The 15,283-nt window shown below is 72.3% G+C and carries 14 protein-coding genes; 7 read left to right on the top strand and 7 right to left on the bottom strand.

Annotation, left to right across the window (positions count from 1 at the left end; translation table 11 throughout):
• Positions 1-71: 71 nt before the first annotated feature.
• The 5 genes from ACIRB7_RS31505 to ACIRB7_RS31485 form a co-directional block, all read right to left on the bottom strand.
• Positions 72-1,079 carry a TerC family protein gene (locus ACIRB7_RS31505; protein WP_403605537.1) on the bottom strand — a complete coding sequence of 336 codons (1,008 nt, stop codon included), beginning with the start codon at positions 1,077-1,079 and terminating at the stop codon, positions 72-74.
• Between the two features lie 232 nt (positions 1,080-1,311).
• On the bottom strand, positions 1,312-3,231 hold the full coding sequence (locus ACIRB7_RS31500; protein WP_403605534.1) for a TerD family protein: 1,920 nt from the start codon (positions 3,229-3,231) through the stop codon (positions 1,312-1,314).
• A 116-nt stretch (positions 3,232-3,347) separates the two neighbouring features.
• Complete coding sequence (locus tag ACIRB7_RS31495; protein ID WP_403605531.1) at positions 3,348-3,926, bottom strand: TerD family protein; 579 nt, start codon at positions 3,924-3,926, stop codon at positions 3,348-3,350.
• A 142-nt stretch (positions 3,927-4,068) separates the two neighbouring features.
• Complete coding sequence (gene uvrB / locus ACIRB7_RS31490; RefSeq protein WP_403605528.1) at positions 4,069-6,198, bottom strand: excinuclease ABC subunit UvrB; 2,130 nt, start codon at positions 6,196-6,198, stop codon at positions 4,069-4,071.
• Positions 6,199-6,238: 40 nt separating this feature from the next.
• Entirely contained in the window at positions 6,239-7,138 is a 900-nt protein-coding gene (locus tag ACIRB7_RS31485) for an MHYT domain-containing protein (protein ID WP_403605525.1), read from the bottom strand.
• Positions 7,139-7,310: 172 nt separating this feature from the next.
• On the opposite strand from ACIRB7_RS31485, the gene ACIRB7_RS31480 reads away from it, so the two are divergent.
• From ACIRB7_RS31480 to ACIRB7_RS31450, 7 genes are all read left to right on the top strand, one after another.
• Positions 7,311-7,874 carry a methylated-DNA--[protein]-cysteine S-methyltransferase gene (locus ACIRB7_RS31480; RefSeq protein WP_403605521.1) on the top strand — a complete coding sequence of 188 codons (564 nt, stop codon included), beginning with the start codon at positions 7,311-7,313 and terminating at the stop codon, positions 7,872-7,874.
• Between the two features lie 64 nt (positions 7,875-7,938).
• Positions 7,939-9,237, top strand: coding sequence for an MFS transporter (locus ACIRB7_RS31475; protein ID WP_403605518.1), 1,299 nt, complete (start codon positions 7,939-7,941; stop codon positions 9,235-9,237).
• Between the two features lie 141 nt (positions 9,238-9,378).
• Positions 9,379-9,915, top strand: a complete 537-nt coding sequence (locus tag ACIRB7_RS31470) for an ArsR/SmtB family transcription factor (protein ID WP_403605515.1) — start codon at positions 9,379-9,381, stop codon at positions 9,913-9,915.
• Positions 9,916-9,932: 17 nt separating this feature from the next.
• A complete protein-coding gene (locus ACIRB7_RS31465; protein WP_403605934.1) occupies positions 9,933-11,210 on the top strand; it encodes an MFS transporter in 1,278 nt (425 codons plus the stop codon).
• Positions 11,211-11,375: 165 nt separating this feature from the next.
• Positions 11,376-11,828 (top strand): DUF3995 domain-containing protein, encoded by a 453-nt coding sequence (locus ACIRB7_RS31460; protein WP_403605512.1) that lies wholly within the window; start codon positions 11,376-11,378, stop codon positions 11,826-11,828.
• The gene (locus ACIRB7_RS31455; RefSeq protein WP_403605509.1) at positions 11,818-12,330 is read left to right on the top strand and encodes an RNA polymerase sigma factor; all 513 of its coding nucleotides are present in this window, start codon (positions 11,818-11,820) and stop codon (positions 12,328-12,330) included. Before ACIRB7_RS31460 ends, ACIRB7_RS31455 begins: the two co-directional genes overlap by 11 nt.
• Positions 12,327-12,797 carry a hypothetical protein gene (locus ACIRB7_RS31450; protein WP_403605506.1) on the top strand — a complete coding sequence of 157 codons (471 nt, stop codon included), beginning with the start codon at positions 12,327-12,329 and terminating at the stop codon, positions 12,795-12,797. Before ACIRB7_RS31455 ends, ACIRB7_RS31450 begins: the two co-directional genes overlap by 4 nt.
• 71 nt (positions 12,798-12,868) lie before the next feature.
• Here the strand turns inward: ACIRB7_RS31450 and ACIRB7_RS31445 are convergent, their stop codons facing one another.
• Together ACIRB7_RS31445 and ACIRB7_RS31440 are read right to left on the bottom strand one after the other, a co-directional pair.
• The gene (locus ACIRB7_RS31445) at positions 12,869-13,864 is read right to left on the bottom strand and encodes a hypothetical protein (RefSeq protein ID WP_403605503.1); all 996 of its coding nucleotides are present in this window, start codon (positions 13,862-13,864) and stop codon (positions 12,869-12,871) included.
• 2 nt (positions 13,865-13,866) lie between these two features.
• Positions 13,867-15,090 carry an MFS transporter gene (locus ACIRB7_RS31440; RefSeq protein WP_403605500.1) on the bottom strand — a complete coding sequence of 408 codons (1,224 nt, stop codon included), beginning with the start codon at positions 15,088-15,090 and terminating at the stop codon, positions 13,867-13,869.
• Positions 15,091-15,283 lie beyond the last annotated feature (193 nt).

The following is a 15,283-nucleotide window of genomic DNA, read 5'->3' as shown; positions in this document are numbered from 1 at the left end:
GCCGTCGCCGTACGTACTGCTGTACCGCTGTACCGCTGTACTGCTCTGTACCGCTGTACCGCTGTGGCGCGTCAGGCGCCGATGCTGTCCTTCTCGGTCTCGCCGGCGTCGGCCACGCTCTCGGCGGCCTCACGCTCCGCCTGCCTCTTGGAGGCGATCAGGCTGGTGATCGTGGTGATGACCAGGACACCGCAGATGACCGCGAGCGAGAACGGGATGGAGATCTCCGGGACGTGCACCCCGGACTCGTGCAGGGCGTGCAGCACGAGCTTGACGCCGATGAAGCCGAGGATCACCGACAGGCCGTAGCTGAGGTGGACCAGCTTCTTGAGCAGGCCGCCGATCAGGAAGTACAGCTGCCGCAGACCCATCAGGGCGAAGGCGTTGGCGGTGAAGACGATGTACGGGTCCTGGGTGAGGCCGAAGATCGCCGGGATCGAGTCGAGGGCGAAGAGGATGTCCGTGGTGCCGATGGCGAGCATGACGACCATCAGCGGGGTCAGGACCCGCTTGCCGTTGCTCCGGATGAACAGCTTGGTGCCGTGGTACCGGTCGGCGACGCCGAACCTCTTCTCGACGGCCTTGAGGAGACGGTTCTCCTCCCAGTCGTCCTCGTCCTCGTCGGCACGCGCCTCCTGGATGAGCTTCCAGGCGGTGTAGATCAGGAACGCGCCGAAGATGTAGAAGACCCACGAGAAGCTCGCGATGATCGTGGCGCCTGCGGCGATGAAGATCGTACGGAGCACCAGGGCTATCACCACACCCACGAGCAGCACGCGCTGCTGGAGGTGGGAGGGCACCGCGAACTTCGCCATGATCAGGACGAAGACGAAGAGGTTGTCGACGCTGAGCGACTTCTCGGTGATGTATCCGGCGAAGAACTCGCCGGAGGCCTGGCTGTTCCCGAAGAACAGCAGGCCGAGTCCGAAGAGCCCGGCGAGGACGATCCAGACGATCGTCCAGATTCCGGCTTCCTTGACCGAGACGTCATGGGGCTTGCGCCCGATGAAGAAGTCGGCACCGATCAGGGCACCCAGACCGAGAATGGTGAGTACCCAAAGGGTCATTGAAACGTCCACTGCGCCTCCGGCGTCGTACGGCTACTGATCAGCGTCGTCGCTGCCGGAGGTCTCTTCCACCCGGGCGACGGACGATCGCCGCCGGGCCGACGCCCCGGGATCGGATCCATGATGATCCGTCCGTACTGACGGGCACGCCGCGCTTGGGGAGTACTCCCCTCCGCACCGAGAAGACTACCCGAATGACCAAGAAAAGGTAAAGGGCAGGGTAAAGAGCTCTCAAAAGAGCAGGTCAGGGCCGCTTTCCATGGCGAGCTTCCGCGACCTGCGCGAGCACCTGGCGGAGCACTCCGCTGCCCGGCGGAAGGAGCGGCGGCTCGTACGACCAGGCATGGCCGACCCAGGGATCGGCGAGGTGGTCGTCCGGGACGGGGGTGAGCCGCAGCAGCGAACGCCACAGCGGGTCGAGCAGCGGCCCGTACGCCGACGCGTCCTCCCGGTCCGCGACCATCAGCAGATGGACGCCGACCGAGGGGCCCTCGTCGGCGAGGTACCGGAGCCGGGTGACCGCCCGGTCGTCGAAGCCGTGCGGGAAGTCGTGCACGAGCAGAAGCTGCCGGGCCGCGTCCAGACCGGGCGGCAGGGCGTCGGCGGCGCCGCCCCGCACCGCCATCTGCAGCAGGTCGACCCGCTCGGTGAGCTGCTCCAGGACCGCCGAGACACCGGCGGCGCCCCGGGCCGGCGGCGCCGCGAGGACACCCGACTCCACGAGCGGGGCGAGCGGGGCGGCGCCCGCCCCGGCCGGGTCGACGACATGGACGGTGAAGGCGCCTGCCGGGTGCGCCGCGAGCAGCCGGGCCGCGTGCGCGACCGCGCAGTCCAGGGCCAGCCGCCGCAGTTCGGTCTCGTCGAGCAGACCGGCCGCCTCCGAGCGGCCACGGCCGCTGTCCACCCAGAGCCCGCGCTCGAGGGGCAGCCGGACGAGCATGGGGATCCGCAGCTCCGACCGCTCGGGGAGGTGGAGGTCGCCCAGACGGACGGCCATCGGCTCCTCGGCCGGGACCCGGTAGGCCCCCCAGACGGGGTTGTCCCAGCGGGCGAACGCGGCGGGCAGGGCCGGTTCGACGACCTCGGACTCGGCCGCGAGCTGTGCGAGGTCCCGGTCCAGGACCACCTGGGCCCGCTCCACCAGCTCGTCGTGCCGGGCCCGTGCGGCCGCGCGCGCGGCGTCGTTGGCGCCGTCGGCCCTGGCCCGGTAGTCGGAGAGCGTCTGGTCGAGCTCCCGGTCGAGCCGGGACTCCGCGAAGTCGCAGGCGCTGCGGTAGGCGGCGGCGGTACGGGCCAGGTCCTCGAACATGCCCCACACCTGGTTGTACAGGCGCTCGTCCATGGACCAGCCCGACGCGTCCCCGGCGACCGGCGCGGGCGACGCCTGCCGGGGCTCGGACGCGGGGGCCGCCGACTGGCGGCTGGGGTGGGCGTAGTCGATGGGACCGCCGGTGCGGGTGCCTGTCGGGGGCGTGGGCGTGCCCGGGGGCGTGGCGGGCTGGGGCGACGGCGGTGGCGGTGTCACCGGGGTGGTCGGGGCCGGGTCCGCGGCCGGCACCTGCGCCGTGTGGCGTACGCGCTCCGCCTCGGGGGCGTGCTGCGGCGGAGCGGCCACCGGGGCGGGGCGGGGCGCGACCGTCTCCAGGATCGACGCGGCCAGATCGGCGGGGCGCTCCAGGCCCTGGTCGCCGAGGAGGGCGGCGAGCCCGCCCTCGTACCCCTGGCCCATGGCGCGGACCTTCCAGGCGCCCTGGCGCCGGTACAGCTCCAGGGCGACGACGGCGGACTCGCTGTCGAGGCCGGTGATCGTGTAGCTGGCGATCTCGGCGCCGTCGGCGCCCGCGACGGTGACGAAGGGGGCGGCGACGGCTCCGAACCGGGCGGCTCCCCCGGGGAGCGCCAGGAGGACCGAGACGCGGTGGACGGCTTCGGGGACCGCCGCCAGGTCGACGGCGAGCCGGTGGTCGGCGGCGGCCTGCGCGGGGACGTCGACGCCGGGGAGGGAGGGCGAGCCGGGGTGGGCGATCCACTCCACGCCGGGGACCCTGCCCCGCTCGTCGCCGAGGGTGGCTCCGGCGAGGACGGGGTGCCCGGCCGACACCCGGATCTCAAGGCGGGTGTCGGGCAGGGGGTGGTTCTGCCCCCGGACCAGCTCGGCCGTCATCGACTCTGTCCCCTCAGCGTTACCGGGCTCGGTGTGAAGCGCTCGTGTGTTCATGCGGGACAGCTCCCGGTGGCCTGCATGCCTCCGGGAGCTGTGGTGTGTGCCGCGCGGGCCGCCTACAGGTGCGGCAGGATCGCGGGCATCAGGTCCTGGAAGGTGCGCCCGTTGGCCGGGTTGCCCAGGGCGGTCATCTGCCAGCCGGTGCCGACCCGGTGGACCTTCGCCATGATCTGCGCGGTGTAGTTGCCGCCGCCGTCGAGGGTGTAGCGCGCGAGCTCCTGCCCGTTCGTCTCGTCGACGATGCGGCAGAACGCGTTCTGCACCTCCTGGAACGTCTGGCCGGTGAAGGAGTTCACCGTGAAGACGATCTGGTCGATGTGGACCGGGACCCGCTCCAGGTCGACGAGGACGGCCTCGTCGTCGCCGCCCTGGCCCGCGCCGCCCACGAGGTTGTCACCGGTGTGCTTGACGGAGCCGTCGTCGCTGACCAGGTGACGGAAGAAGACCACGTCGACCGGCTGCTTGTCGGCGAAGAGGACGGCCGAGGCGTCCAGGTCGATCTCCTGCGTGCGCTTGCCGAAGAGACCGCGGCGCGGCGCGGCCTGCCAGCCGAGGCCCATCCGCACCTGGGTGAGGTTGCCCCCGCCCTTCTTCTCCAGGCTGATGGCCTGACCCTTGGTCATGTTGACCGACACGCCTATGCCCCTCTCGTTAGCGTTCCCCGCGCCCGCTGTTCCGGTGCGTGCGGTTGTCCGTCACCCTACGCAGCGCCACTGACACCGAGGAGGCGCGGTCCGGTTTTGTGTCGGTCTTGCAACACACCGGACCGCCGCCCGGTCAGGCGAGTCCGGCCTCCTTCATCTGGCGCAACTCCTTCTTCAGCTCTCCCACTTCGTCGCGGAGCCGGGCGGCCACCTCGAACTGCAGCTCGGCCGCGGCGGCGCGCATCCGGTCGGTCATCTCCTCGATGATCGCGGCCAGTTGCGTGGCGGGCCGGTCGCCGAGCTCCACGGTGGAGCCGGACTTGCCCTTGCCCTTGACGCCGTGCGCGGCGAGTGAGGGGACGGGGGCCTTGGCGCCCTTGCCCTCCTTCGCCTGGCGGTAGCCGCTGCCGAGCAGTTCCTCGGTGTCGACCTCCTCGCGCGCGATGGTCGCGACGATGTCGTTGATCTTCTTGCGGAGCGGCTGCGGGTCGATGCCGTGCTCCGTGTTGTACGCGACCTGCTTCTCGCGGCGGCGGTTGGTCTCGTCGATGGCCTGCTCCATCGCCGGGGTGATCCGGTCCGCGTACATGTGGACCTGGCCCGAGACGTTTCGCGCGGCGCGGCCGATCGTCTGGATCAGGGAGGTCCCTGAACGCAGGAAGCCCTGCTTGTCCGCGTCGAGGATCGCCACGAGGGACACCTCGGGCAGGTCGAGGCCCTCGCGGAGGAGGTTGATGCCGACGAGGACGTCGTACTCGCCGGCGCGCAGCTCACGGAGGAGTTCGATGCGGCGCAGGGTGTCGACGTCGCTGTGGAGGTAGCGGACCTGGATTCCGAGCTCCAGGAAGTAGTCGGTGAGGTCCTCGGCCATCTTCTTGGTGAGGGTGGTGACGAGGACCCGCTCGTCGCGCTCGGTGCGCAGCCGGATCTCGTGGACCAGGTCGTCGATCTGGCCCTCGGTGGGCTTGACGACGACCTCGGGGTCGACGAGTCCGGTGGGGCGGATGATCTGCTCGACGAAGCCGTCGCCCCGGGAGAGCTCGTACGTCCCGGGGGTCGCGGAGAGGTAGACGGTCTGGCCGATCCGCTCCTGGAACTCCTCCCACTTCAGCGGGCGGTTGTCGAGGGCGGACGGCAGCCGGAAGCCGTGGTCGACGAGGGTCCGCTTGCGGGAGGCGTCGCCCTCGTACATGGCGCCGATCTGCGGCACGGTGACGTGCGACTCGTCGATGACGAGCAGGAAGTCCTCGGGGAAGTAGTCCAGGAGGGTGTTGGGCGCGGTGCCGGGGCCGCGTCCGTCGAAGTGCATCGAGTAGTTCTCGATGCCGGAGCAGGAGCCGATCTGGCGCATCATCTCGATGTCGTACGTGGTGCGCATGCGCAGCCGCTGGGACTCCAGGTGCTTGCCCTGCTTGTCGAGCTCGGCGAGACGGCCCTCCAGCTCGCGCTCGATGTCGTTGACCGCGCGCTCCATGCGCTCGGGGCCCGCGACGTAGTGGCTGGCGGGGAACACGTACAGCTCGCGGTCCTCGCTGATGATCTCGCCGGTGAGCGGGTGGAGGGTGGAGAGGGCCTCGATCTCGTCACCGAACATCTCGATGCGGACGGCCAGCTCCTCGTACACCGGGAAGATCTCGATGGTGTCGCCGCGGACCCGGAAGGTGCCGCGGGTGAACGCCAGGTCGTTCCGCGTGTACTGGATGTCGACGAAGCGGCGGAGCAGCTGGTCGCGGTCGACCTCCTCGCCGACCTTGAGCGGGACCATCCGGTCCACGTACTCCTGGGGCGTGCCGAGGCCGTAGATGCAGGAGACGGAGGCGACCACGATGACGTCCCTGCGGGTGAGCAGGGAGTTCGTCGCGGAGTGGCGGAGCCGCTCCACCTCCTCGTTGATCGAGGAGTCCTTCTCGATGTACGTGTCCGACTGCGGCACGTACGCCTCGGGCTGGTAGTAGTCGTAGTACGAGACGAAGTACTCCACCGCGTTGTTCGGCAGGAGCTCGCGGAACTCGTTCGCCAGCTGGGCGGCCAGCGTCTTGTTCGGCGCCATCACCAGGGTGGGGCGCTGGAGCTTCTCGATCATCCACGCGGTGGTGGCCGACTTTCCGGTGCCGGTGGCACCGAGGAGCACGATGTCCTTCTCACCCGCGCGGACGCGCCGCTCGAGGTCGGCGATGGCCGTGGGCTGGTCGCCGCTGGGCTGGTAGGAGCTGACGACCTCGAAGGGCGCCACCGAACGTTCGATCTTGGAAACGGGCCGCATGCAACCACCGTACGACCCGGCACTGACAGTCGGGCGGTGATCACCAGTCCTGGGAGCGGTGGCCGCCCCTGGCGACGGTCCTGCGGGCGGTGCGGCCGGCGGGCCGGGACGTCCAGTTGGCGGGCTCGCCGTAGGACGGGACGTGGCGGGGTGCGGGCACGCCGGGACGGTGCGGGGCCCGGGCCGCGGGCCCCTGCCAGTCCGGGTCGCCCATCACGAGCAGCGGGTCGAACATGACGACGACGGCGGCGAGGATCAGGAAGACCGCCGGGCCGAGCAGCATCGGCAGCAGGAGCGAGGTGGCGGCGTCACCGGTGTCGGTGGCGGGCTCGGTGCCGTGCAGATGGACGCTGACCGCGGCCATGGCGGTGTAGTGCATACCACTGACGGCGACGCCCATCACCAGGCTGGCGCCGAGGCTGGCCAGAAATCCACGTACGGAGACGGCCGCCCAGAGGGCCACGGTGGCCGCCACGACGGCGATGACCACGGACAGGGCGACGGTGGGCGTGTCGTACTCGATACGCCCCTGGAGGCGCATCCCGGCCATGCCCAGGTAGTGCATGGTGGCCACGCCGAGACCGGTGATGGTGCCGCCGGTGACCAGGGTGAGGGCGGTGGCCCCGCGGTATCCCACGATGAAGATGCCGATCCCGACCATGAGGACGGCGACGCCCAGGCTGGCGAAGGTGATCGGGCGGTCGTAGTCGATCGGCGCCTGGTGGACGGAGAAGCCCATCATGGCGATGAAGTGCATGGTCCAGATGCCGGTGCCGATCGAGGTGGCGCCGAGGGCGAGCCAGCCCGCCTTGAAGCTGTCGCGGTTGCGGAGCGATCTCGTGGTGCACCTGAGGCCGAGGGCTCCGCCCAGGCACGCCATGAGAAAGGAGGCCACCGGCGTGACGAGGCCGTAACTGAATCCGTCGACCGTGCCCTGCATGAGCGTGAGTCCTCCACCCCTGGTGCCACGTCGTCCGAAAACAGTCGGTACCGCTGGGTACTACCGGGGCGAGATTATGGCGTGGGAGTGGCGGCGGCGGGAAGTCGCGCCTTTTCGACCGGTCCGGTCGTTCCCCACGTGGCTGTCAGTGGCGGGTCGTACCGTGGGCGGCATGGACATCGAAGCGGGGCCGACGGGCGGCGGGCGGGCCGTGCCGGCGGAGTGGACGGTCATGGAGAGCGCCATCGGGCCGCTCTTCCTCGCCGCGACCGGGCGGGGGCTCGTGCGGGTGGAGTTCCACGCCGACGCGGCGCGCAGGGAGCGGATGCTCACCCGGCTGGCGGGGCAGCTCGGCGCGGAGCCGGTGGAGCGCGCCTCGGGGCTGCTCGCGGGCGCGATACGGCGGCTCGACCGGTACTTCGCGGGTGAGCCGGGCGATCTCGTGCTGCCTCTGGACTGGAGCCTGACGACCGGGTTCAACCGGCAGGTGCTGCGTGAGCTGACGACCGTCCCGTACGGCACGGTCGTCGGGTACGGGGAGCTGGCGCGTCGCGTGGGGCAGCCGGGGGCCGCGCAGGCGGTCGGGGTGGCGATGGGCTCCAATCCGCTGCCGGTGGTGGTGCCGTGCCACCGTGTGGTGGAGAGCGACGGGGGGCTCGGCGGCTTCGGGGGCGGTCTGGAGACCAAGAGACAGCTGCTCGCTCTGGAGGGTGTGCTGCCCGCGCCGCTGTTCTGAGCGGGGGCGATCCGGCCCGTCGGCGGCGTTTCCCCCGGATGGGGCGGCTGGCACACTCGTGTCAGTGACCAGCACCCCCGACGCCCCTGACGCGCCTGACGCCGTCCTGCCCGAGCACCCCTCCGTCACCGGCGCCGGGCTGCCCGCCCTCCGCCGCCGGATCCAGGCCGTGCTCATCGCCACCCAGATCCTCGGGGGCCTCGGCATCGCCACCGGCATCGCCCTGTCCGCCGTCCTGGCCAAGGACGTCAGCGGCTCCGAGGCCCTCTCCGGTCTGGCGTCGACGGCGACCGTGGCCGGTCCCGCACTGCTCGCGATGCCGCTGGCCGCTCTGATGGCCTCGCGGGGCCGCAGGGCCGGGCTCGTCCTCGCGTACCTCATCGGCGCGCTCGGGGCCGGGGTGACGGTGCTCGGTGCGGTCGTCGGCAGCTTCCCCCTGCTGCTCGTGGGGCTCGTCGGCTTCGGCGCCGGATCCTCGGCGAACCTGGCGGCCCGCTTCGCCGCCGCCGACCTCGCCGAACCGGACCGCAGGGCGCGAGCGATCTCCACGGTGGTGTGGGCGACCACGATCGGGGCGGTGCTCGGCCCGAACATCGCCGCGCCCGCCGGGAAGAGCGTCTCGGGCCTGGGCATACCGGCCACCGCCGGGCCCTTCGTCTGGGCCGCCGGCATCTTCGTGGTCGCGGCGGCCGTGGTGGCACTGCTGCTGCGCCCGGATCCGCTCCTCACCGCCCGCGCGCTGACCGAGACCGGGACGGGCAAGGGTGGTGCGGAGGGGCGCTCGCTCCGGGCCGGTATGCGGGTGGTGCGGGAATCTCCGCGGGCCCGCCTCGCCCTGGTCACCGTCGCCGGCTCGCACACCGCGATGGTGTCGATCATGTCGATGACCCCGGTGGCGCTCACCCACCACGGTGCGGACATCCAGCTGGTCGGCCTCGTGATCAGCGGGCACATCGCCGGCATGTACGCCTTCTCGCCCCTGATGGGCTGGCTGTCCGACCGGCTCGGAAGCCTGTCGGTGATCGGGCTCGCGTTCGGGCTGATCGCCGTGGCGGCGCTCGTCGCGGGCACGGCGGGACCGAGCCACGGCCGGACCGCCGTGGGGCTCTTCGTCCTCGGTCTGGGGTGGTCGGCCGGTCTGGTGGCGGGCTCTGCGCTGCTCACGGACTCGGTGCCGGAGGCCGCGCGGCCTGCGGTCCAGGGACTCTCCGACTTCATCATGAACACCTCCGCCGGTGTCGGCGGTCTGGCGGCGGGTCTGATCGTCGCGAAGGCGGGCTACGGGCCGCTGAACGCGATCGCCGCGTGTCTGCTGCTGCCGATGGCGGCGCTGGCGCTCCGCGGCTCGCTGCGGAAGGCCTGATCCCGGGAGTGGGACCGGTAGTCCCGCGGGCAGGGGTCCGCTTGGCCGGCCCGCATGTGGAGGTCCGCTTGGTAGGCCCGCATGTGGGGGTCCACGCGAAAACACTTGCGCAATGGTCAAGAAGTGTTGACCATTGCCCGCATGCCAACCGATGATCTTCCCGAGACGTTCCACGTCACCACGGACGAGCAACTGCGCGCCGTCTCCAATCTCACCCGCCACCGGATCATGGCCGTGCTCCGCTTCGAGCCCGCGACGATCACGCAGGTCGCCGAGCGGGTGGGCCTCGCGAAGGGGAGTTCCAGCTATCACGTGCGGCTGCTCGAACGGGCCGGCCTGGTGAAGGTGGTGCGGACGCGGAAGGTGCGGGGTGTCACCGAGCGGTACTACGCGATGGCCGCGCGGGCGATCGAGCTGCCGGATCCGGGCGAGGGAGGGCCGGATGTCCTGATGCGCCATGCGGTGGCGGACCTGGAGGCGTCGCCGGTGGATGAGCGGCACGTACGGATGGCGCATCTGCGGCTCACCGAGGAGCAGTTCGCGCAGCTGGGGGCGCGGTTGCAGGCTCTGGCGGACGAGTACCGGGAGCTGTCCGATCCGTCGCTGCCGGACGCGTCACTCGTCTTCGCGCTGTTCCACCCGGCACCGCGCGCGCAGGCCGAAGGAGACGCCAAGTGACCTCGGACATACGGAAGATGCCGGCCGGGTTCGGACGGCTGTGGACCGCGCAGACGGTGTCCTCGCTCGGTGACGGCGTGTCGCACGCCGCGCTGCCGCTGCTCGCGTTGACGTTGACCCGGGATCCGATGGCGCTCGCCGTCGTCACGGCCGCCGGGACGCTGCCATGGCTGCTCTTCGGGGTGCTCGGCGGTGCGTTGGTGGACCGCTGGGACCGCCGGCGCACGATGTGGGTCATGGACGCGGCGCGTGCGGTGGTGCTCGCGATACCGGTGGCAGCGGCCGCGCTCGACGGCTTGAGCATTCCGCTGCTCGCGGCCGTCGCCTTCCTGCTCAGCCTCGGCGGACTCTTCTTCGACACGGCCGCCACGGCCTATCTGCCGGATCTGCTCGGCCGCGACCCCGCACTCCTGGAGCGAGCCAACTCGCGCCTGCGCGGGGCCCAGACCGCCATGTCCGGCTTCGCGGGGCCGCCCGCGGGCAGTGCGCTGCTCGTGCTCGGGCGGGCGGTTCCGCTGCTCGCCGACGCGGTGTCGTTCATGCTCTCCGCACTGCTCGTACGGTCGCTTCCCGCCGTACCCCGGCCTGTGCCGGAGATCCGCGAGTCGCTGCTTCGGCAGGCGCGGGCCGGGGCCTCGTACGTCTTCCGGGACCGGCTGCTGCTCGGGCTCGCGCTCCGCCCGGCGGTCGGGAACGTCGCCTTCCTCGCTGTGGAGACCGTCCTCGCCCTCTTCGCGCACGACCGCCTCGGCATCGACACCTACGGCTTCGGCCTGCTCCTCGCGGCCGAGGCCGCCGGCGGTCTGCTCGGTGCGGGCATCGCCTCCTCCCTCGGCCGACGACTCGGGACCGGCACCGCGCTGACCTGCACGGCCGCCGTCGAAGGGCTCGCCATCCTGGGCCTCGCCGCTGCCCCGAACCCGTACGTGGCCGGGCTGGCGCTCGCCGTCTGCGGGGCCGGCATGGGCGCCACGATGGTGCTCGCGCCCTCCCTCCGGCAGGCGATCGTCCCGGCCCACCTCATGGGCCGGGTCGCCTCCACCTCCCGCATGCTGGCCATGTGCGCCGCTCCCATCGGGGCCTTCCTCGGCGGCTGGCTGGCCACCACCTACGACATCCGCACCCCGCTCTACGCCGCCGCCGTCCTCCTCCTGGCGATGACGGCCGTCACCGCGTCCATGACCAGCAACCGCCGGGTCGAAGCGGCGCTGCGTGCCGCCGCCGCGGCACCCGGCGGTCCGGATCACCCGGCATCCAAGGATGCCGCCCAGGAGAGTGCACCCGACATGTCGTGACGCCTGCCGCGAAGGCTCCACCACACGTCGGGGACGCCGGCCGTCAGCCCTCGGCGGGGTCCGGGCCCGCAAGCCTCCGAAGAATTCAGGAACTCCGAGGGAACGTTTCGCGCGGAGAGCTCCTCAACAGGGCGACGGAATCCCCGCACCGACGTAGGAGGCCCCATGCTGTACCGAACCCACACCGCCGCCCCCACCCGCGCCGCCGCGCTCGTCGCCTCGGTGCTCACCGCGGACGCTGCGCTCCACCTGTACTGGGCGACGGGAGCCACCTGGCCCACGGCCGACGACAGAAGCCTGTCCTACGCGGTTCTCGGTACGGACGTGCCGTTCACACCACCGATCCTGCTCCCTCTCGTCGCCCTGCTCCTCGCGGCCGCCGCTTTCGTCCTCGCCCATGCCCGCCGACCCGGCAACCCGCTCCTCCGCGTCGGCACCCTGGCCGTGGCCGCGGGCCTCTCGCTGCGCGCTCTGGCGGGAATCTACTGGCTGTTCGCCAAGGAGACCGGCACGGCCTTCCACTGGCTCAACCTCGTGCTGTACACGCCCCTGTGCGCCGTCCTGGCCGTCGCCGCACTGCGCGTGGCCCGGTGGAAGGACGCGGCCCGTGCCCGCTGAACGATCCGGTGACCGGACCGTCCGGCTCGTGCGATCCGCCCAGCGTGGCGACACCCTCGCCATGGCCGAACTCCTGGACATCCTCGCCCCGTACGTGGGGCGCGTCTGCGCGCCCATCGCCCTGAGCCAGGGGGCGGACGCGGCGCAGGAGACCCTGGTGGCGGTCTTCAAGTCGCTCCGCACCCTCAAGGACCCTGCCGCGCTGCACGGCTGGGTACGTGCCATCGCCGTACGGGAGGCGATCCGTACCGCCCATCGCGCCGCCCGCACCGTACCGGCCGATCTCAGCACGCTCCCCGCCCTCGGCGACCCCCAACTCTCCGCCGACATCAGGGACGTACTGGACCGGCTCTCCCCCGAGCACCGCGCGGTGCTGATGCTGCGTGACGTCGAGGGCCTGGACGAGCGCACCGCCGCCGCCCTGCTGGGCGTCCGCACGGGCACCGTCAAGTCGCGGCTGCACCGGGCCCGCGGCATCTTCCGGAAGGCGTGGACGTCATGAACGAGCCCTGGCCCATCACCGACCTCGACCCCGTACGCCGCCTGCACGCCCTGGCCGGCGGCATTCGCGGCGCCCACGTGACCGAGGCGTACATCGACGCCCCCTTCGAACAGGTCTGGGCCCTGCTGGGCGACCTGGAGGGCGGCTTCGGGCAGGTCGTGCCCGACATGGAGCGGCTGCGCGTCCGCCTTCGGCAGGGCGAACGCGTAGAGGCACTGGCACGCAGCAGGTACGGGATGCGGGCACGACTGCGCGGGGTGCAGCGGCCCGGCTGGTGCTGGCTGCAGAGCCGGTTCCTGCTGCTCGGCGTGGCCGCGACCCCGGAAGGCCCGGGCACCCGGGTGGCATTCACCGGGGGCGTGCGCCTGCCGGCCCACGCCGCCCTGATCCCCCTGGGCGTACGTCGCGAGGGCGGCCGCAGCGTTCAGCGCCTGACCGCCCTGCTGCGCCCGGGAGGAGGGCACTGACCGGAGGCGTCTCCGGCCTTGCAAGGGCCTGCCCCCAGCAGACGAGATCCGGCGGCCGCTTCTCCGTGCGGTCAGCGCGGCACCGTCGGGGAGGAGGCCGCGCGGGCGATGCGGCGCGGGGTTCCCGTACCGTCGGCGGGTACCGTCCAGACCTCTCCCCCGTATCCGTACGCGAGGGTGCCGCGGTCCGTCCACAGCGCCTGGTCGTCGATGCCACGCCGCTCGGCGGTCGCGTGTTCGCGGCCGGTGGCCGGCTCGTACACGTACAGCCGCCACGGCTCGCGCGGGCCGTCGGAGACCCGCTTCTTGAAGGCGATCCGGGTGCCGTCGGGGGAGAGTGACGGGCATTCGACGTTCTCCCGCAGGGCCCGCGCCGACCAGTTCCGCAGGTCCCCCTCGACGAGGTGGGTCCGGTCGGCCGTCGACACGGTGGCGTAGAAGCGGTTGTCGTCCGCCGCGAAGCTGACGCCCCAGTAGTTGACGTCGGGGGCGTGGTAGCGGCGGCCTTCGAGGGTGAGGGGGATCTGCTCCATGTTCTTCACCAGGTAGCCGGTGCGCAGGTCGAGGATCGAGGTGCGGGTGGAGAAGGACGAGCGCGCGTAGGAGTCGCCGGTCGCGAACATCGTCCAGGAGAGCAGGTTCCCCGAGGCCGAGACCCGGGCCCGGCTGGGGATGCCGGGCAGGCCGACGCGGCGCACCTCGCGCAGTTGGCGGTCGAGCACGAGGGCGTACGAACGGGCCGGCATGCCCGACCTCCGCTGGAGGCAGAGGGCGGTCCCGCCGGCCGCGTGGAAACGGTCGCAGGAGGGTCCGCCCACGACCCTGCCGCCGGGCGCGGACGGGTCCACGCGCGCGACGCGCCCGCTCGCGGTGTCCCGGGCGTAGAGCGCGCCGGTGCCCGCGTCGAGGGTGAAGCCGGGGTCGGCGGTCCCGGTGGCCACGGCCTCCCGTCCCGATGCCGCCCGCAGGGTATAGGCGGTGGCTCCGCCGCCGAGCAGCAGGAGGGCGAGTACGAGGATCCACACGCGCGTGCGGGTGGTCGGGCGGACGCCGGTCGGGGCAGGCATGGTCAGTCGGTCCTCTCGGCGGGGGCGGCGGGGGTTGCGGAGGTGGCCGGCTCGGCTGGGGTGCCCGACTCGGCGGGGGTGGCGCCCTCTCCCGCGGCCGTTGTGGGCAGCAGGCGCGCGGCGCAGCAGAGGGCCGCCGTGAGGGCGAGGACGGCCGTGACGAGGGCGGTCTCCGGCCCGCTCGCGGTCCAGACGGCGCCGAAGCCGACGGCGGCCGCCAGCCGGGCGAGCGCCTGGGCGGTCTGGACGAGCGCGAGGCCTCCCGCCTGTCGCCCCTCGGTCAGGAAGGGGCCGGTCAGGGCCATCAGGACGCCGTCGGTGGCGGCGTAGAAGACCCCGAGCAGGCCGAGGACGCCGAGGAGGACCGCGGTGTCGGGCAGCGGGGTCAGGAGCAGTCCGTAGGCGAGGAGCAGGGCCCCGTGCCCGTACAGGAGCGGTCCGCGCCGTCCGATCCGGTCCGCGAGGCGTCCGGCGGGGACCGCGAGCAGCAGGTAGACGGCGGCGGCGCCGAGCGGCAGGAACGGGAACCAGGTGGCGTCGAAGGCCAGCCGCCGCTGGAGCAGCAGGTACAGGAAGGCGTCTCCGACGGTGGCGGCGCCGAGGAGTGCGGCGCAGAGCACGATCCGCCGGTAGGCGGGCGAGCGCAGCCCGGCGAAGAGGCTTCCACGCGCGCGTGGCGCCGCCGGGGCGGTCGGCCGCGCCGCGTTCGCGTTCGCATCCGTCTTCCGTCGCCCGGGGACGAGCAGCAGCCACAGCAGGACGCCGAACGCCCCGACGCAGAAGCTGACGGCGAACACGGCGTCGTACGCGTCGGCCGTCGCCCACAGCAGGGCGAAGGCGGCCAGGGGCCCGAGGAGGGCGCCGGTGGTGTCCATGGCGCGATGCGTGCCGAAGGCGCGGCCCAGGTCCTCGGGTGGGCTGTGCAGGGTGATGAGGGCGTCGCGCGGAGCGGTCCTGACGCCCTTGCCGAGCCGGTCGGCGGCGAGGGCGGCGGCGATCCAGCCGGTCGCGCCGCCCGCGAGGAGGAGGCCGAGCCGGGAGCAGGCGGAGAGGGCGTAGCCGAGTCCGCCGACCTGTTTGTGGCGGCCGCCGCGGTCGGCGGCGGCGCCGCCGAGGAGCCGTACGAGCGCGGTGGCGCCGGTGGAGAGACCGTCGAGCAGGCCGAACTGGAGCGGGGAGAGGCCGAGTCCGAGGACCAGGTAGAGCGGCAGGACCGCGGTCACCATCTCCGAGGAGACGTCGGTGACCAGGCTGACCGCGCCCAGGGCGAGGACGGTGCCGGGGACGCGGCGCCCGCCCCCCCCGGGGGGCGGGGGGGGGGGGGCGGGGCCCCGGGGGGGGGGGGTCAAAACTTAGACGGGTTTTTGGGGGGGGGGTTCGGTAGCATGGTTTTGTACGCCGCCGAAGAGAAGGGGTTTG

It is taken from the genome of Streptomyces sp. NPDC093795 (genome assembly GCF_044764665.1).
In the GTDB taxonomy this organism is placed as follows: domain Bacteria; phylum Actinomycetota; class Actinomycetes; order Streptomycetales; family Streptomycetaceae; genus Streptomyces.
The sequence above is the reverse complement of the archived record's forward strand: the minus strand, read 5'-3'. Positions and strand labels throughout refer to the sequence as shown.